13 protein-coding genes and 1 tRNA gene are annotated in these 17,538 nt (G+C 67.1%); 8 read left to right on the top strand and 6 right to left on the bottom strand.

Annotated features, from left to right (window positions below; translation table 11 throughout):
* The first annotated feature begins 160 nt into the window (after positions 1 to 160).
* The 8 genes from tatC (at position 161) to FE811_RS21020 (ending at position 11,174) form a co-directional block, all read left to right on the top strand.
* Entirely contained in the window at positions 161 to 1,021 is an 861-nt protein-coding gene (gene tatC / locus FE811_RS21055; protein ID WP_116222263.1) for a twin-arginine translocase subunit TatC, read from the top strand.
* On the top strand, positions 1,014 to 1,856 hold the full coding sequence (locus FE811_RS21050) for an ATP-binding protein (protein ID WP_036759181.1): 843 nt from the start codon (positions 1,014 to 1,016) through the stop codon (positions 1,854 to 1,856). Before tatC ends, FE811_RS21050 begins: the two co-directional genes overlap by 8 nt.
* A 200-nt stretch (positions 1,857 to 2,056) precedes the next feature.
* A tRNA-Met gene (locus tag FE811_RS21045) sits at positions 2,057 to 2,133 on the top strand.
* A 292-nt stretch (positions 2,134 to 2,425) separates the two neighbouring features.
* On the top strand, positions 2,426 to 4,177 hold the full coding sequence (locus FE811_RS21040; protein WP_244295209.1) for a sigma-54-dependent Fis family transcriptional regulator: 1,752 nt from the start codon (positions 2,426 to 2,428) through the stop codon (positions 4,175 to 4,177).
* A 129-nt stretch (positions 4,178 to 4,306) separates the two neighbouring features.
* A complete protein-coding gene (locus tag FE811_RS21035) occupies positions 4,307 to 6,454 on the top strand; it encodes a hydantoinase/oxoprolinase family protein (RefSeq protein ID WP_116222458.1) in 2,148 nt (715 codons plus the stop codon).
* Between the two features lie 20 nt (positions 6,455 to 6,474).
* Complete coding sequence (locus FE811_RS21030; RefSeq protein WP_116222265.1) at positions 6,475 to 8,790, top strand: hydantoinase B/oxoprolinase family protein; 2,316 nt, start codon at positions 6,475 to 6,477, stop codon at positions 8,788 to 8,790.
* Positions 8,791 to 8,859: 69 nt separating this feature from the next.
* Entirely contained in the window at positions 8,860 to 9,360 is a 501-nt protein-coding gene (locus tag FE811_RS21025; RefSeq protein WP_036759216.1) for an acetone carboxylase subunit gamma, read from the top strand.
* 182 nt (positions 9,361 to 9,542) lie between these two features.
* Positions 9,543 to 11,174 (top strand): acyl-CoA dehydrogenase family protein, encoded by a 1,632-nt coding sequence (locus FE811_RS21020; RefSeq protein ID WP_140848637.1) that lies wholly within the window; start codon positions 9,543 to 9,545, stop codon positions 11,172 to 11,174.
* Here FE811_RS21020 and FE811_RS21015 read toward each other — a convergent pair.
* From FE811_RS21015 to FE811_RS27595, 6 genes are all read right to left on the bottom strand, one after another.
* Entirely contained in the window at positions 11,159 to 12,088 is a 930-nt protein-coding gene (locus FE811_RS21015; RefSeq protein WP_181180913.1) for a DNA/RNA non-specific endonuclease, read from the bottom strand. The two genes, FE811_RS21020 and FE811_RS21015, sit on opposite strands and share 16 nt — an antisense overlap.
* Positions 12,088 to 12,342: a hypothetical protein gene (locus tag FE811_RS21010; protein ID WP_140848633.1), complete on the bottom strand. Its 255-nt coding sequence runs from the start codon at positions 12,340 to 12,342 to the stop codon at positions 12,088 to 12,090. Before FE811_RS21010 ends, FE811_RS21015 begins: the two co-directional genes overlap by 1 nt.
* A gap of 19 nt (positions 12,343 to 12,361) precedes the next feature.
* Positions 12,362 to 13,909, bottom strand: a complete 1,548-nt coding sequence (locus FE811_RS21005) for a S8 family serine peptidase (RefSeq protein WP_243785749.1) — start codon at positions 13,907 to 13,909, stop codon at positions 12,362 to 12,364.
* An 828-nt stretch (positions 13,910 to 14,737) separates the two neighbouring features.
* Complete coding sequence (locus tag FE811_RS21000) at positions 14,738 to 16,288, bottom strand: TniQ family protein (protein WP_181180912.1); 1,551 nt, start codon at positions 16,286 to 16,288, stop codon at positions 14,738 to 14,740.
* A 2-nt stretch (positions 16,289 to 16,290) separates the two neighbouring features.
* The gene (locus tag FE811_RS20995; protein ID WP_140848629.1) at positions 16,291 to 17,259 is read right to left on the bottom strand and encodes a TniB family NTP-binding protein; all 969 of its coding nucleotides are present in this window, start codon (positions 17,257 to 17,259) and stop codon (positions 16,291 to 16,293) included.
* Between the two features lie 2 nt (positions 17,260 to 17,261).
* Positions 17,262 to 17,538: hypothetical protein (locus FE811_RS27595; RefSeq protein ID WP_219848916.1), on the bottom strand; the 277-nt coding region annotated here is incomplete at its 5' end.

Genomic DNA, 17,538 nt, shown 5'->3' with positions numbered 1-17,538 from the left:
CGCCCCGCCCGCCGACCTGCCGCCCGCGCCGGGCGTCGCCGCCCCGCCGGTAGCCGCCGAGGATGCGCTGGACACGGCCGAAGGGCGCCGCCGCCTGCACGCCGTGCGCCGGTCCGACCGCGCTTGACAAGACTGACATGAAGAGGCCGCTCCCGTGGCGATGAAATCTGCCAAGCCGGACGATATCGACGACACATCCGCCCCCCTGATCGAGCATCTGGCCGAGCTGCGCACGCGGCTGATCTGGTCGGTTCTCGCCTTCGTCGTGGCGATGGTGCTGTGCTATTTCGTCTGGAACCCGATCTTCGACTTCCTGACCCAGCCGATCTGCCACGCGCTGGAAAAGCGCGACCAGGCCTGCGGTCTGATCCTGCTGAAACTGCAGGAGGGCTTCTTCGTCGCCATGCGCATCGCCTTCTTCGGCGGTTTCGTGCTGGCCTTTCCGGTGGTCGGCTACCAGCTGTGGCGTTTCGTTGCGCCGGGGCTTTACCGCAGCGAAAAGAACGCGCTGCTGCCCTTCCTGGTCGCCTCGCCGGTGATGTTCCTGATCGGCGCGGCCTTCGCCTATTACATCATCCTGCCCTGGGCCTTCGACTTCTTCCTGGGCTTCCAGCAAGGTCCGGCGGCGCAGCCCGCCGATCCGGCGGTCGCCGCCGCGGCTGGGGCGGGGGGTGCGGCGGGTGCCGAGCAGCCCTGGGCCGGCATCGTCTTCCAGGGCTCGGTCGAGGAATACCTGGCGCTGACCACCAAGTTCATCCTGGCCTTCGGCCTGTCCTTCCAGTTGCCGGTGGCGCTGACGCTGATGGGCAAGGCGGGGCTGGTGTCCTCGGAAGGGCTGGCCAGCGTGCGCCGCTATGCCATCGTGGTGATCCTGATCCTTGCCGCCATGGTCACGCCGCCCGATGTCATCAGCCAGATCGTGCTGTTCTCGGTGATCTACGGGCTTTACGAGGTGTCGATCTTCCTGGTGCGGCGGATGGAGAAGAAACGCGAGCTGGAAGAACAGGAAGCCGATGTCTGACGAAGCCCTGCTGCGCATCGCCGCGGCGCTGGAACGCATGTCGCCGCCGCCCGCGCCCGAGCCGAGTTTCACCGAGGCCACCGCCTATGTCTGGCAGCCCGACCCCGACCGGCTGGAGCCGGTGGCCGAGGTCAACCGCGTCGATCTGGTGCAGCTGATCGGCATCGACCGGGCGCGCGACACGCTGCTGGCGAACACGCTGCAATTCGCCCGCGGCCATGCGGCGAACAATGCGCTGCTTTGGGGTTCGCGCGGCATGGGCAAGAGCTCGCTGGTCAAGGCCGTGCATGCCGAGGCGGTGCGCCAGGGCCTGCCGCTGGTGCTGGTCGAGATCGCGCGCGAGGATCTGGGCTCGGTCGGGCGGCTGCTGGCGATCCTGGGCCGGGCGAGCGAGCGCCGCTTCGTGCTGTTTTCCGACGACCTGTCCTTCAGCCATGACGACACGCAATACAAGTCGCTCAAGGCGGTGCTGGACGGCGGCATCTCGGGGCGGCCGGCGAACGTGATCCTTTACGCCACCTCGAACCGGCGCCACCTGATGCCGCGCGACATGATCGACAACGAGCGTTCGACCGCCATCCATCCCGGCGAGGCGGTCGAGGAAAAGGTCTCGCTGTCGGATCGCTTCGGGCTGTGGCTGGGCTTTCATCCCTGCTCGCAGGACGAATACCTGGCCATGGTGCGCGGCTATTGCGACGCCTACGGCTTGCAGATCCCCGAGGAGCAGTTGCGCGCCGAGGCGATCGAGTGGCAGGCGACGCGCGGCTCTCGCTCGGGTCGGGTGGCCTGGCAGTTCTTTACCGATCTCGCGGGGCGCAACGGCATCGCGATCTGATTCGACGGTGTTTCCGCGCAGGCGGCGGTGGCGCTTGCCGCGCGCGCCGTGGCGCGTGGTTTTTGGGTATTTGGGCAACGAAGAAGATCGGCCGCGGGCGATCATGGCGCAGGGGCCGGGGGCGGGTCAAAAACTTTCAGAAACCTGCTTTCGGCCCCTTGACGCCCCCCGCCGCCCGCCGTAAATCGCACGCACTCCGTGGCGGAGTAGCTCAGCTGGTTAGAGCAGAGGAATCATAATCCTTGTGTCGGGGGTTCAAATCCCTCCTCCGCTACCATTTCTCCCCCTTTGCAGATGAATTACCCCTTGGGGTCCGTTGCCCTTTTGCGCGGGCGAGGGATGGGGGCGCCGGAACGGCGGGAAGCCCTTTGGGGAGCCCGCTGCTGCCGCGACCGGCGTAAAAGCCGCAGGTCGTCCGTCCGGCTTTTTCTTGACACCGGCAGGGCCGCGCACCTTACTATCCGTCAGCCTTTAACGCAGGGCGCAAGAACATGCCGGAAAGCATCCAGAAGGAGGACTGGGAGCGATTCCGAGCGCTGGGGAGCGTACCCCCCAGCATACGGGAGGTCGTGCTCAGATCCTGGGTCAGGTCCAGGGGACGCAAGGAGATCGAGACGCTCAAGCGCGCGCCCAGCGTCGCGCAGGACGAGTTGCGCGCGATCCGCAGCCGGAACCAGCGCCTGCGCTCGGCCGCGCAGACGGCGATCCGCCGCGCCGGCTACATGCTGAACGACGCGGGGATGATGCTGCTGCTTTGCGACCGCAGCGGCGTGGTGATGGAGGCCGAGGGCGATGCCCGCATCCTGTCGCGCGGGCAGGAAAACCACCTTCACCCCGGCGGCCATTGGAACGAGGACACCATCGGCACCAATGCGATCGGCACGGCGCTGCACCTGGTCAAGCCCGTCACCATCTCGGGCGTCGAGCATTTCTGCGAGGCGATCCAGCGCTGGTCCTGCGCCGCCGCGCCGATCAAGGATCCGTTCAGCGGCGAGTTGCTGGGCGCCATCGACATCTCGGGGCCTTCCGAACAGTCCTTCGGCCAGGTCGCGGCCTTTTCGGTCACGCTGGCCATGCAGATCGAAGAGGCGATGCGCAACGCCGGCCTGCAGGAGCATCGCCGCCTGGTCGAGCGGCTGCTGGCCGAGCGCCGCGACCGCAGCGGCGATGCGATCATGGTGCTGGACCGCTTCGGCCAGCCGGTCTGGTCCAGCGCCGGTTTCGATGCCGCGGCGGGCCGGGCCTGGGACGGCGAGGGCAGGGCGCTGCACCTGCCGGCCGACGCGCGCGACGGCGATCCGGGCCATCTGGCCGCCCGGTTGCGGCAGGTTCTGCCCCATGCCGACGTGGACGTGCTGGCGGATCGCGGCGACATGCTGGGCGTCATGCTTACCCTGCCGCGGCCCGGTTTGCGCAGCCGCGGCCCGGCCGATCCGGCGGTGGACCTGGCGCAGATCGGCCAGAGCGGCGCCTGCCTGGGCCCGATCTGCGCCGCCGCCGCGAAATATGTCGAGGGCAACGTGCCCTTGCTGATCGAGGGGCCGGTGGGGGCGGGAAAGGAAACCCTTGCCCGCGCGCTGCACGGGGCGGGGCCGCAGGCGAGCCAGCGCTTCGAATTCGTCGATTGCAGCCTGCTGGACCCCGATGCGCTGCGCGACGACCTGGTCGATGCGGGCGCGTTGACGCGGCTGGCGGAAAGCGGCGGGACGCTGTGCCTGGACGAGCCGGCCCAGGCGCCGCCGCCGGTGCAGGCGCTGCTGGCGCAAGTCCTGGCCCATCTGCGCCGCGCGGCAACCGCGCCCTTGCAGATCCTGTCGCTGTCCTCGGCCGGCCTGGCCGAGCGGATGGCGCAGGGCGAGCTGCGCAGCGACCTGTATTTCCGGCTGGCCGCCGCCACCCTGCGCCTGCCCGCCCTGGCCGAGCGGCGCGACGACCTGCCCGCCCTGATCCGCCGCTTTGCCGCGGCTTATCCGCAGCAGCGCCATGGCCGGGCCCTGCGCTTTACCCCGGCGGCGATGCTGCATCTTCAGGCGCATGACTGGCCGGGCAACCTGCGCGAGTTGCGCAACCTCATGGAATCGCTGGGCGCGACCTCGCTGAGCGGGCTGGTCGACGTGGCCGACCTGCCGCGGCACCTGACCCGGCCCGCCGGGCCGCGGGCCGAAAGCACCCTGCGCGACCGCGAACGGGCCGAGATCGCCGCCGCCGTGGCCGAGGCGGGCGGCAACATGACCGAGGTCGCCCGGCGGCTGGGGATCGCGCGCTCGACGCTGTATCTGAAGCTGGACCAATACGGCATCCCGCGCCCGCGCCGCGACTGACGCGCCGGCAGCTGTCCGCCCGCTGTCCGACACATCGTCCGAAAACCGGACAACACGGGCCGGCCCCCCGGTTCCATCCTGTCATCACGCCACGGGGAGGTGGCGCAATGGGAGGAGAAAACCGTGCCATTGGACAAATCCAACAATCGCAAGGTGCAGGTGCTGGGCATCGATGCCGGCGGCACCATGACCGACACGTTCTTTGTCGACAGCGAGGGCGAATTCGTCGTCGGCAAGGCGCAATCGACGCCGCAGAACGAGGCGCTCGGCCTGATCGCCAGTTCCAAGGAAGGGCTTGAGCATTGGGGCCTGACGCTGGAGGAGGCGCTGTCCGGCATCCAGACCGGCGTCTATTCCGGCACCGCCATGCTGAACCGCGTGGTGCAGCGCAAGGGGCTGCGCTGCGGGCTGATCGTCAATGCGGGGATGGAGGACTTCCACCGCATGGGCCGCGCGATCCAGGCCTATCTGGGCTTTGCCTACGAGGACCGCATCCACCTGAACACGCATTACTACGACGAGCCGCTGGTGCCGCGCCACCTGACCCGCGGCGTGATGGAGCGCGTGGACATGTCCGGGACCGTGGTCATCCCGCTGCGCGAGGATACCGCGCGGCAGGCGGCGCGCGACCTGATCGCGCAGGATGTCGAGGGCATCGTGATCTCGCTTCTGCACAGCTATCGCAACCCCGGCCATGAACGCCGGGTTCGCGACATCGTGCAGGAAGAGGTGGCGGCCTCGGGCAAGTCGATCCCGGTCTTTGCCTCGACCGACTATTACCCGGTGCGCAAGGAAACCCACCGCACCAATACCACGATCCTGGAAGCCTATGCCGCCGAGCCCTCGCGCCAGACGCTGAGCAAGATCACCTCGGCCTTCAAGGAGAACGGCTCGAAATTCGATTTCCGGGTGATGGCGACGCATGGCGGAACCATCTCGTGGAAGGCCAAGGAACTGGCGCGCACCATCGTCTCGGGTCCGATCGGCGGGGTGATCGGCGCCAAATACCTGGGCGAGGTGCTGGGCTATTCCAACATCGCCTGTTCGGATATCGGCGGCACCTCGTTCGACGTGGCGCTGATCACCCAGAACGAGCTGACGATCCGCAACGACCCCGACATGGCGCGGCTGGTGCTGTCGCTGCCGCTGGTGGCGATGGATTCGGTCGGCGCGGGCGCCGGTTCGTTCATCCGGCTTGACCCCTATACCAAGGCGATCAAGCTGGGTCCGGACAGCGCCGGCTATCGGGTCGGCGTCTGCTGGGCCGAGTCGGGGATCGAGACGGTCACCATCTCGGATTGCCATGTCATCCTGGGCTATCTGAACCCCGACAATTTCCTGGGCGGGCAGGTCAAGCTGGACCGCGAACGCGCCTGGAACGCGATGAAGGAGCAGATCGCCGATCCGCTGGGCCTGTCGGTCGAGGATGCGGCGGCGGGCGTCATCGAACTGCTGGACAGCGACCTGCGCGACTATCTGCGCTCGATGATCTCGGGCAAGGGCTCGACGCCGGGCAACTTCGTCTGCTTCAGCTATGGCGGCGCCGGCCCGGTCCATACCTATGGCTATACCGAGGGGCTGGGCTTCGAGGACGTGATCGTGCCGGCCTGGGCGGCGGGCTTTTCCGCCTTCGGCTGTGCGGCGGCGGATTTCGAATATCGCTATGACAAGTCGCTGGACATCAATATCGCCGAGGATGCCTCGGCCGACCTGAAGGTCGCGCAGGCCGAAACCCTGCAAGCCGCCTGGGAAGAGCTGAAGGAGCGCGTGCTCGAGGAATTCGAGATCAACGGCTATGCCGCCGACCGCGTGCAACTGCAGCCGGGTTTCCGGATGCAGTATCGCGGCCAGCTGAACGACCTGGAAATCGAAAGCCCGATCATGCAGGCCCATTCCGCCGGGGATTGGGACCGCCTGGTCGAGGCCTTCAACGACACCTATGGCCGGGTCTATGCCGCCTCGGCCCGCTCGCCCGAGCTGGGCTATTCGGTGACCGGCGCGATCATGCGCGGCACGGTGCCGATCCCGAAGCCGAAGATCCCGAAGGAAGCCGAGGCCGGCCCGACCCCGCCCGAGGAGGCCAAGCTCGGCACGCGCAAGTTCTACCGGCACAAGAAATGGGTCGATGCCCAGCTTTACCGGATGGAAGCCTTGAAGCCCGGCAACCGCATCAGCGGCCCCGCCGTGATCGAATCCGACGCGACGACCTTCGTGGTGCCGGGCGGTTTCGAGACGTTCCTGGACGGCCACCGCCTGTTCCACCTGAAAGAAGTCTGATTTCCCGGGGAGGAAACATCATGAACATGCAATCCAAAGTCGAGACGCGCGGCATCGTCCGCGGCGGCGAGACGCTGAAGCAGCACCGCGACCGGCTGATGGAGGCCACCAAGCGGACACGGCACTATGCCGGTCTGGAGCGGATGGAGCTGCGCGACAGCGACCCGATCAAATACAACAAGCTGTTCTCGCGGCTTCGCGCCGGGGTGGTCGACGCGCGCGAGACCGCCAAGAAGATCGCCGCCTCGCCCATCGTCGAGCAGGAGGGCGAGCTGTGCTTCACCCTCTACAACGCGGCGGGCGATTCGATCCTGACCTCGACCGGCATCATCATCCATGTCGGCACCATGGGCGCGGCGATCAAATACATGATCGAGAACGGCTGGGAGCATAACCCCGGCATCAAGGACAAGGACATCTTCTGCAACAACGACAGCCTGATCGGCAATGTCCATCCCTGCGACATCCACACCATCGTGCCGATCTTTCACGAGGGCGAGCTGATCGGCTGGGTCGGCGGCGTGACCCATGTGATCGACACCGGTTCGGTCGGGCCGGGCTCGATGTCCACGGGCCAGGTGCAGCGTTTCGGCGACGGCTATTCCATCACCTGCCGTAAGATCGGCGAGAATGACGAGCTGAAGCGCGACTGGCTGCACGAAAGCCAGCGCATGGTGCGCACCACCCGTTACTGGATGCTGGACGAACGCACCCGCGTCGCCGGCTGCCACATGATCCGCAAGCTGGTCGAGGAGGTGATCGCGGACGAGGGCATCGAGGCCTATTGGAAATTCGCCTATGAATCGGTCGAGCATGGCCGCGTCGGCCTGCAGGCCCGCATCAAGGCGATGACCATTCCCGGCAAGTACCGGCAAGTGGGCTTCGTGGACGTGCCCTATGCGCATGACGACGTGCGGGTGCCGTCCGATTTCGCCAAGGTCGACACGATCATGCATACGCCCTCCGAGATCACCATCCGCCCGGACGGCACCTGGCGGCTGGACTTCGAGGGCTCGTCCCGCTGGGGCTGGCACACCTACAACGCCCATCAGGTCAGCTTCACCAGCGGCATCTGGGTGATGATGACGCAATCGCTGATCCCGACCGAGATGATCAACGACGGCGCCGCCTACGGGACCGAGTTCCGGCTGCCGAAAGGCACCTGGATGAACCCGGACGATCGCCGCGTCGCGTTCAGCTATAGCTGGCACTTCCTGGTCAGTTCCTGGACGGCGCTGTGGCGGGGTCTCAGCCGGGCCTATTTCGGCCGCGGCTACCTGGAAGAGGTCAATGCCGGCAACGCCAATACCTCGAACTGGCTGCAGGGCGGCGGCTTCAACCAGTATGACGAGATCCATGCCGTGAACTCGTTCGAATGTGCGGCGAACGGCGTCGGCGCCAGCGCGCATATGGACGGCATCAGCCATGCCGCCGCGGTCTGGAACCCGGAAGGCGACATGGGCGACATGGAGATCTGGGAACTGGCCGAGCCGCTGGTCTATCTGGGCCGGCAGATCAAGGCCAGCTCCGGCGGCGCGGGCAAGTATCGCGGCGGCTGCGGCTTTGAATCGCTGCGCATGGTCTGGAACGCCAAGGACTGGACCATGTTCTTCATGGGCAACGGCCATATCAGCTCGGACTGGGGGCTGATGGGCGGCTATCCCGCCGCCTCTGGCTATCGCTTCGAGGCGCATGACACCCGGCTTCAGGAGATCATCGCCCAGGGCGGCGCCATCCCGCATGGCGGCGACACCGACCCCGAGAACCCGACCTGGGAGGCGATGCTGCCCGATGCGCGCATCAAGCGCGACAAGCAGGCGATCACCACCGAGGCCATGTTCAAGGACTACGACCTCTATCTGAACTACATGCGCGGCGGGCCCGGCTTCGGCGATCCGCTGGACCGCGAGCCGCAGAAGGTGGCCGACGACGTGAACGGCGGCTACCTGCTGCCCCGCTTTGCCGACAGCGTCTATGGCGTGGTGCTGCGGGACGCGGGCGACGGCATGAAGGGCGTGGACCTGGCCGCGACCGAGGCGCGGCGCAAGGCAATCCGCAAGCAGCGGCTGGAGGAATCGGTGCCCACCCAGGAATGGATGGAGGCCGAGCGCCAGCGCATCCTGGCCAAGGACGCGGGCGTGCATGTCCAGCAGATGTTTGCCGCATCCTTCAAGCTGGGGCCGCGGTTCGAGCAGCAGTTCCGGGACTTCTGGAACCTGCCGGTGGACTGGAAGCTGATGGAGGCGGACCTGCCGATCCCTTCCTACGGGCGCGAATACTCGATGGACATCTCGGAACTGCCGGACGTCAGGACCGTGCAATTCGTCGAGGAATGACGCCCCGGCTGCGTCCGGTCCCCCTCGGGCGCAGCCAACCCCTTCAAGGCCAATCCAAGGGAGGACATGATGGCCTATACCAAAGCCAAGATCAAAGACCTGGTGGACGGCAAGATCGATCGCGACACGCTGCACACCATGCTGGCCACGCCCAAGGACAAGGAGCGTTTCCAGATCTACCTGGAGATCCTGCAGGAACAGGTGGACTGGGACGACCCGATCATCCTGCCGCTGGGGCCCAAGCTCTACATCGTCCAGCGCCAGTCGGACAAGAAATGGATGATCCGCAGCCAGGCCGGTTACGATTTCTGCGAATGGGACCAGAACTGGAAGCTGCATGCCCGCATCCGCGTGCGCAGCACCCCGGCGCAGATGGAAGAGCTGTATCCGCGGCTGATGGCGCCTTCGCCGGAATGGCAGGTGATCCGGGAGTATTTCTGCCCGCTCTCGGGCGATCTGCTGGATGTCGAGGCGCCGACGCCCTGGTATCCGGTGATCCATGATTTCGAACCGGACATCGACACCTTCTATCGCGACTGGCTGGACCTGCCCGTCCCCGAACGCGCCTGACCGCCGGTCCCGAGCCATGCCCGACGCCGCGGCTGCCCCGATGCGGGCGGCCGCGGTTTTCGCCGCGGTTTTCCATGCCGATCACTCGCCCGCCCGCCCGTCCGTTTCCCGATCGGGACTCGCGACGAGGCGGCCTTCCGGGTTAGGATCGCCCGGCACGAGGCAGCAGGAGGGGCCTGGCCATGCGCATCGATCCGACAGCCGAGCTGGGCACGCATGAGGTGCTGAACCAGCCGCCGGGCCCCGGCGACCGCGACCTGTGGCGCGACGATCCCGCCCTGCGCGCCATGCTGGAGGCCGGCGGCGCGCAGCCCGAGGGGCTGGCCCGCTATGGCGCGCAACTCGGCCGGGCCGAGGCGGCGGGGGCGGCGCGCGATGCCAACCGCCATCCGCCCGNAGGCCGGCGGCTGGACGAGCTGCGCTTTCACCCCGCCTGGCACGGCTTCATGCGCGACTCCATCGCCGCCGGCTATCACTCGGTCGCGTGGGAGGGCGGGCCGGCCGGCCACCTGACCCATGCCGCCATGGTCTATCTGGCCAGCCAGGTCGAGCCGGGGCATTGCTGCCCGCTGACCATGACCTATGCCGCCATCCCGGTCGTCTCGGGCGCCGCTGACCTGCCCGGCGACTGGCGGGCGGCGCTGCTTTCGCGGCGCTACGACCCGGCGGTGCTGCCGCTTTCCGCCAAGCAGGGCGCGACGCTGGGCATGGCGATGACGGAAAAGCAGGGCGGTTCCGACCTGCGCGCCAACACCACGCGGGCCGAGCCGGACGGCGATGCCTGGCGGCTGACCGGGCATAAATGGTTCTGCTCGGCGCCGATGTCGGACGGGTTCCTGACGCTGGCGCAGACCGGGCGCGGGCTGACTTGCTTTCTGGTGCCGCGCTGGCTGGAGGGCGGGCGCAACGCCATCCGCATCCAGCGGCTCAAGGACAAGCTCGGCAACCGCTCGAACGGCTCGGCCGAGATCGAATATTGCCGCGCCCTGGCCTGGCGGATCGGCGACGAGGGCGAGGGCATCCGCACCATCCTTGCGATGGTGCATCACACCCGGCTCGACACCGCCCTGGCGCCGGCCGGGCTGATGCGGGCGGCGCTGCGCGAGGCGCATCACTGGACCGCCCATCGCAGCACCTTCCAGCGCCGGCTGATCGACCAACCCCTGATGCGGGCGGTGCTGGCCGACCTGGTGCTGGACTGGCAGGGCTGCCTGGCGCTTGGCCTGCATGTCGCCGCCAGCTTCGACGGCTGCGAGGCCGAGGATCGCGCCTTTGCCCGCATCGGCGTGGCGCTGGCGAAATACCTGTCGAACAAGCTGTGTCCCATGGTCGTGGCCGAGGCGATGGAGGTGCTGGGCGGCATGGGCTATGTCGAGGACACGCCCCTGCCGCTGCTGTACCGCGAGGCGCCGCTGAACGGCATCTGGGAAGGATCGGGCAATGTGATCTGCCTCGACGTGCTGCGCACGCTGGCGCGCGAACCCCTGGCGGCCGAGACGCTGGCGGCGCGGCTGGATAGCGCCCTGGGGCTGGACCCGGCCTATGACGCGGCGCTGGCCGCGCATCGCGAGCGCTGGGGCGGCGGCGTGCCCGAGGCCGAGGCGCGCTGGTTCACCGAGCGCAGCGCCCTGCTGCTGGCCGCTGCCGTGCTGCTGGTCCAGGGCGATGCCGACCTGGCCGGGGCTTTCGTGCGCACGCGCCTTGGCGCCGAGCGCGGCCGCACCCCCGGCGCCATCCCCGCCGCCATGGCCGAGCGCATCCTGGCCCAGGGCTTCCCGGTCGAGGCGGAAACGGCCGATCAGCGCGACAGGTAGAAATCGGCGGCGCTGGCCACCCGGATCTCCATCTCGGGCGAGCCGCCGGCCATCACGTCCAGTTCGGCATAGGCGGCAAGGTCCAGACCGCTTTCCTGCGCGATGGCGCGGATCGGCACCTGGCTGTCGCGGAAATCGCCAAAGACGAAGCGCCCGCCCGCCGGCCGGGGCAGGTAATCCATCTGCGAGCGGCGATAGCCGATGGCGGTGAGTTCCCCGGTCCCGGCATGGACGAAGGCCAGGATCTTCCAGAAGGCGGTGGGGATCTGGCGGTTGTAATAGACCGGATCCTCGGCCGAGAGGATGGGGCCGGTGATGACCGTCACCTTCAGGTTGGCGCGGTCGGCATTGTCCAGCACGTAATCCTCCAGCGCCAGCCAGATGCCGCCGTTGAAGCCCTGCCGCTGCGGGGCGGCATTGGTGATGTGGAATGTGTCCGCCTCGGCCTGCCGCGCGATCTCGGGCAGGCCCCAGTTCGGGTCTTCGCGCCGGGTCAGGTGGCCGCGGCTGAACAGGCCCTGGTGGTCGTTGCCATAGCCTTCGCGCAGGTTCTGCGCCTGCGGGTCGATGCGCGGGTCGCGCCGCCAGACGTCGCTGCGCGGCAGGCCGCGCCGGGACCGGCTGCCGTCGATGTTGCAGGCGCTGCAAAGCGGCAGGCCGCGCGACCGCGCCATGCGGACCGAGAAATGGGTATAGCGGATCTCGGTCCCGTCCCCGCCGGGATCGCGCGCCTCGGGAAGCAGGCCCACCAGATCACCCGCCCAGCGGCCTGGGCCGGGCAGGGGCAGGGGCTGGTCGGGCAGGATGAAGCGCGGGTCATAGCCCTGCCGGTCGCCATAGCTTTCCAGCGGCAGCGGCGTTTCGACCACCCGCAGCGGGTCCGGCCCGGCGGGCGAGCCGAAGCCGCGCCGCATCAGCGCAGCTGCGCCTTGTGCGGGGGATTGAGCCGGAAGATCTTTTCCTGCGCCAATTGCCAATGCGCAAGATTGCCCAGGCATTTGCGCACGTCCTTCACGCTGCCCTTGACCCGGATGGTCCCCGGCACGACCTCTTCGGCGGGAAACGGCTTCAACTGGTCCAGCACCTCGGCGGTTTCCTCGCGGCTGGGGTCGCGGTCATCGGAATAGACGAGCACGCAGCTCGGGGTCTTCTTGCGTTCGGCCTTCATGGTCATCACCTCTGTGCCGTCATTTCTGGTCGATCAGGCCGGCGCCTTCGTAGCGGGGGCCGAAACCGATCGGAACAGCATGGCTGTTCGCCAGCTTGATAATGTCGTCAGAGCGCTGCTGGTTGCGCTCTGCCGAAAGGATCTCGGGGGTGCGGGACAGCAATCGCGCCATCAGCCCGGCCACGGCGGGACAGGCCATCGAGGTGCCGTCCATCACCCCTTTCGAGGTCTTGTCGACCCAAGATATAATACCCACGCCCGGTCCGATAAAGTCCACTTCCGGCCCGATATTGCTGAATCGGGCGAAAAAGCGGTCCTGGACCGGGGCAGGGTCGCCTGCGACATTTCGTCCGGTGATCGCGCCCTCGGGCCAGGCGTCCAGCACGCCGCCGGCGGATACCGCCGCCACCACGCCCGAGCGCGCCGGATACGACACGGGCGACATGTAGTCGTTGCCCGCCGCCGCGACGCAGACCACGCCCAGGGCGCGCGCGCGGCGCACCTCGCGCGAGATCGCGATCGGCTCGGAGGACTGGCCCAGGCTCAGGTTGACGATGTCGCAGCCGTCCTCGACCGCCTGGCGGATGGCGCGGGCGATGGCGAATTCGCTGGCCCCGCCCTCGCCCTTTTCGAAGACGCGATAGGAATGCAGCACCACCCCCGGCGCGACCCGTGCCACGATGCCGGCGACATGGGTGCCATGGCCGGTGCCGTTGTCGAACCATTCGTCGGCGGGCTCGGTCCCGGTGGTGTTCAGCCCGCGTTCCAGGTTCAGCCCCTTGGCAGGATCGACGCCGGTGTCCACGATGGCGACGCGGACGTCCCGCCCGTCGGTTTTCTTCGCCGGCGCCAGCATCCGGTCCAGCCCGTCCGCGAAATCCGCGGCGATGGGGACCAGCGGCAGCTCCAGCCCGGTCACGCCCTCTTCCTTGACGGGGATGTCCTCGGCCCCGCCGGGCCAGTATCCGGCCAGCGGCTGGCAGATCACCGCGTCGATCCGGGCCTGGCCCGCGGGCAGCGGCGTGCGGAACCGCCCGTCCTTGTCCGTCACCGCATCCGAGATGCCGAAGCCGCGCCGGCCGTCCAGCACCACCACCACCGAGGCCCCGGCGACCGGCTTGCCGCTGGCCGCATCGACGCAGCGCAGCTCAAGCTCCTTGGCCGAGCGGAAGGCGGCGGGCTTGGCCTCCTTGCGGATGATGTTGAGCCGGCCGTAGCGCAGCGGGTAAAGCCGCAATTCGCGCCGCACCCGCAGGCCGGGATAGGCGCGCTGCAATTCGCGCGCCTGCTCGGGCGTCATGCTGACCAGCGAGGCCTCGTTCTCGCCGATGGAATCGAGCAGCCGGATGCGGCCGACCTCGGTCTCCAGCATCCGCAGCCGCGGCCTTGTCGCCGGTGCCGAGCCCTCGCAGGCGCCCTGCGCCATGCTGTCGGCGGGCCTTGCCCCGGCCGCGCGGAACAGCCGCCGATGCATGGCGCGGAACAGCCGGAAGCTGGTGGTCTCCATGCTGTCGTTGAAGACGTTGTCGTCGGGGACGATCACATAGCGGGCGGTCTTTCGGGACATGCGCATCGGCTCCTAGCTGCAGTCACAAGGCTACACCTTTGACGCGATTTCGCCAGATGCGGTTTGCGGCCCGGCGGGCATGTGCCGGCACGCCTATCGCCTTTCCTGGCCGCGGCGGGCCGTCGTTTCGGGCCTTGGGAGAAGCCGGGGGCCGTTCAGGCGATCCAGCGCAGGGCGGGAATGAAAAGGCAGGCCCTTTCCACGATGTGCAATGCCTGTGGCAAGTGCGAGCCGCGGGCATTGGACCGCAAGGAAGCAGCAGCACCGGCTTTGCCCTCAAGGGCTATGTCACGGCCTGGCTCGTATCTGTCGGATGGGTTTGGGTCGCGATTGTCAGCGCTTTAAGGACGCGCATCGGGAGACAGGGCCGCGCCAACCGCCGTGATGGCGAATGACGCGGCAGTATTTTCGCAAAGAGCGGTGGATGATCCGCGCTGTCGATTGCCGGATTTCAGCGGCCGCCCCGATTCCGCGCCAAGCGTAGCCGAGGCGGTCCCGGCGGATGTGCTCCACCCTTGGCTGGAACAGATCCGAGTCCCTTGTGCCGCCAAGCATAAAATGAGCCATTTCAATCAACGTGGCTTTCAATAACATGAAAAGACTTAATAATTTCTATCCCCTCCTCTGAATCATCAAGTCATTGACCCTTTTGCAAGCATAAAGTGACCCTCGAAACTTCGAGAATCAGGCAAGAAAAATGCCGCCCGAAGGCGGCATGCATGAAGTCCGAGGATTGGAAGCGGTCGAAAGATGCTCGGAGGAGGATGGGACGGAATCACCCACTCATGGACGATGCCCGAGCCGAAAGCGGAACCTGCCGGGACAGGTTCACAGCACGAAGGGCATGTCCTTGTCCGGAATCCTGGCGGGCAGCGCTTTCACCTCTTGCGGATCGACGAGCAAACCACCGAGACCCGGTTCGCGCTGCAGGCGGAGCACGCGTTCCAGATGGTGCCCGAACACCCCGATCAGGATGACCTCCATCGGCAGCCGGCTCATCTCGGCGGCCTTTGCCAGCTTCACGTGGCCCGCTGGCGCGGATTCCACCTTTGGGAAGATTTGGTTGATTTTGTTGATCAGCGCTTCCACACGTAGGCCGTCAATCGAACGGCTGACCTTGCCCTGTTTCTGACCGTTGCCGCCATGCAGCGCGGCCAGAAGGCCGGTGTTGATGAGACAGGTCACCATTGGGCGCGAGGCGTTCAGGAGGCCGGGCAGTGCGGTGACGGCGACGGCCCTGCGCATCTCCAACGCCACCTCATGCCCGATCTGAAAATCCACGAGCGTGGCCGAACAGGGCTGGTCTTTCGCCTTGGCCGGGATGACCCGCCTGGCGATGAGCACGTCCCGGAGGGTGAGCGGATGCACGCCGCCGGATTTCGCGATGGAGCTGATACTTCCCCATTTCGGCATGGTCACGATCTCACCGAGCAGTTTTTCCTGAGGCAGGATATCCGTGGTGTCGATGATGTGCTGGCGCAGCAATTCGCGGATAGGACCGGGGTCTTTGGTAAGTTTTGGCGAGGAAAGCCATCGGTAGAGCATGCCGAAGGTGGCGAACCGGTTGCGATGACCGACCATGCCCCGCTCAACTGCCCTCTGTTGCAGCATGCCCAGCCCGGATCGGACACCGTCCTCGCCCTGCCGGACATATGACCAAGCATTGTTGCTGGCACGATTCCAGTCGGCCATCGATAGTTCCGCCGGCTTGGCCTGCGTCCCGAACTCCAGCACTCCGCCGAGCATTTCGGTTGCGCGGGTGACCTGTTCGATACCCTGACCGTCGGCCCATGCGGGACCCGATTGGCCCTCCAAGCGGGCAAGAACATAGCCCTGCAACGGGGAGGGCTGTTGGACAGGGGCGGTTTCCGCCAGGGCCAGTAGCGCCCGTTGGCCTTCCGGCACGAGAACCGAAAGCTCGTGTGCGATATCGTCCCATCTGTTCAGCCGACGCGAGATCAGCGTCAGATGATGGACCGGGCAGACCCGGACCGGTTGCAAGCGCCAGATGAGCCGCCCGCGGCGCAGGGCGTCGGGCCGATATCCGCCCGCCTCGTCCTCGGCCAGGCAGGCTGGGCAGAAGCGTGTCTCCGGCCCGGTGGTCATCTCGGCCGCAAAGGACTCGTCGCGCAGAAGGAACTGGCGCTCCCCCAAGGCATGAATGGTATTGTGCAGCACCGGATCCGGATCCTGATCCGCGATGTCGCAGAGGCGCGTGATCGCTTCCGTTGCGCCCGCGACCAGATCCACGAGCGCGATACCCAGATCGTTGAGGAACGGCACCAGCCGCCCGCCGGTATGGAAGGCGGCAAGCCGCGCGGCCCAGGAGAGCGGCGTTTCGTCGGGGACGAAGGGCAGGCGGGGGAAAAGACGGGCCATGGTTACTTGCTCCGCTTCCGGCGCGGGTTGACGACAGGCATGTCCTCCTCCGGTTCGCGGTCGGGATCGATGAGCCACCATTCTTCCGCAAGGAAGATATTGCGATGCGGTTCGTTCCCCTCCTTCAGAGTCCAGTCCTCGGCGAAATGACCCATGTCCAGACTTTCGTGCCCTTGGATCAGGGCGCGTTCGATGGCGCCGATGACGGCCTCGATGCAGCGACCGAAACGGTAGCGGGAAGCATGGACCAGCCGATCGACCAGATCGGGCTCGGCGGGCGGCTCCAGATCGGCACGCTCGCAATAGGCCGCAATCATGTCGGTGATATGAGCGCGGTCCGCCACCGCGTCGACAGGCGGCAGAAGCAGCGTGGTGAAGCGGCGCTGGACCTGCGGATCGGACCGCAGGATATCGCGCAGCTTCCCGGTGCCGGAGAGAATGATGGCAACCGCCTCGTCGCCCTGCATCAGCGATTTGATCGCCCGCAGGATCAGGCCGCGATCGGCGCAGAACAGGTCGTGAGCCTCATCGATCAAAAGGACGGCAATGCCGCAAACCGTGAATCGGGCACGCAGCAACTGCACCAGCGACCATGCCTCCCGGCGGCCCTGGATCGGAGGATAACCGCTCTGTTCCAGAAGATGGCCAATCATGCTCTTGAACGTGGCAGGCGACGGAACCGAGCCGGCAAGCCATGCCTGCTGTCCGTCCGGCCCGGCATTCAGCGCCGGATGGCGCCGGAGAGCATGGTCGATGAGGGTGGACTTGCCGCCGCCCGGCTCATCGATCACCATCACCCCGCGGGTTTCGCGGGTCGTGGTAAAGCGCTGCGCCACGGGCAGGAGGTTGCCCTCGGCGTCGCGGGACAGCAGGCGGTCCAGGTGGTCGGCGAAGCTATTGTCGCGCTCGGTCCGGATATAGAGGCTCCGGATCTTGTCCATGGTCTCGGTGATATCGGCGGGGTTACGCATGGTCATTCCTCGATGCTCCAGTTTTTGTCAGAAGAAATTTCGCCGCTTGGGCCGGAGGCGGTGCGGCCGGACATGTCGGGCTTGCGCCGGGCAGGCTTCTCGGCGGTGCGCGGGATCGGCAGCCGCTCATCCTCGTCGTCGTCAGGTGCAGGGATCGAACGGCCCGGGCCATCGGTGGTCGGCACTCCAGGCTGCGGACGGGCGGAGGTGCTGAAGCTGATGAGGAGCCGTTGCCGCGCCTGTTCGATACGTTCTGAGAATGGCGGTGCGAAATTAGTC

It is taken from the genome of Paracoccus sp. FO-3 (genome assembly GCF_006386455.1).
Taxonomy (GTDB): domain Bacteria; phylum Pseudomonadota; class Alphaproteobacteria; order Rhodobacterales; family Rhodobacteraceae; genus Paracoccus; species Paracoccus versutus.
The sequence above is the reverse complement of the archived record's forward strand: the minus strand, read 5'-3'. Positions and strand labels throughout refer to the sequence as shown.

Bases quoted from the DNA above. Each gene is read 5' to 3' on its own strand.
- tatC (WP_116222263.1), top strand. From the start codon at position 161: ATGAAATCTGCCAAGCCGGACGATATCGACGACACATCCGCCCCCCTG.
- FE811_RS21050 (WP_036759181.1), top strand. From the start codon at position 1,014: ATGTCTGACGAAGCCCTGCTGCGCATCGCCGCGGCGCTGGAACGCATG.
- FE811_RS21030 (WP_116222265.1), top strand. From the start codon at position 6,475: ATGAACATGCAATCCAAAGTCGAGACGCGCGGCATCGTCCGCGGCGGC.
- FE811_RS21025 (WP_036759216.1), top strand. From the start codon at position 8,860: ATGGCCTATACCAAAGCCAAGATCAAAGACCTGGTGGACGGCAAGATC.
- FE811_RS21015 (WP_181180913.1), bottom strand. From the start codon at position 12,088: ATGCGGCGCGGCTTCGGCTCGCCCGCCGGGCCGGACCCGCTGCGGGTG.
- FE811_RS21010 (WP_140848633.1), bottom strand. From the start codon at position 12,342: ATGAAGGCCGAACGCAAGAAGACCCCGAGCTGCGTGCTCGTCTATTCC.
- FE811_RS21005 (WP_243785749.1), bottom strand. From the start codon at position 13,909: ATGTCCCGAAAGACCGCCCGCTATGTGATCGTCCCCGACGACAACGTC.
- FE811_RS21000 (WP_181180912.1), bottom strand. From the start codon at position 16,288: ATGGCCCGTCTTTTCCCCCGCCTGCCCTTCGTCCCCGACGAAACGCCG.
- FE811_RS20995 (WP_140848629.1), bottom strand. From the start codon at position 17,259: ATGCGTAACCCCGCCGATATCACCGAGACCATGGACAAGATCCGGAGC.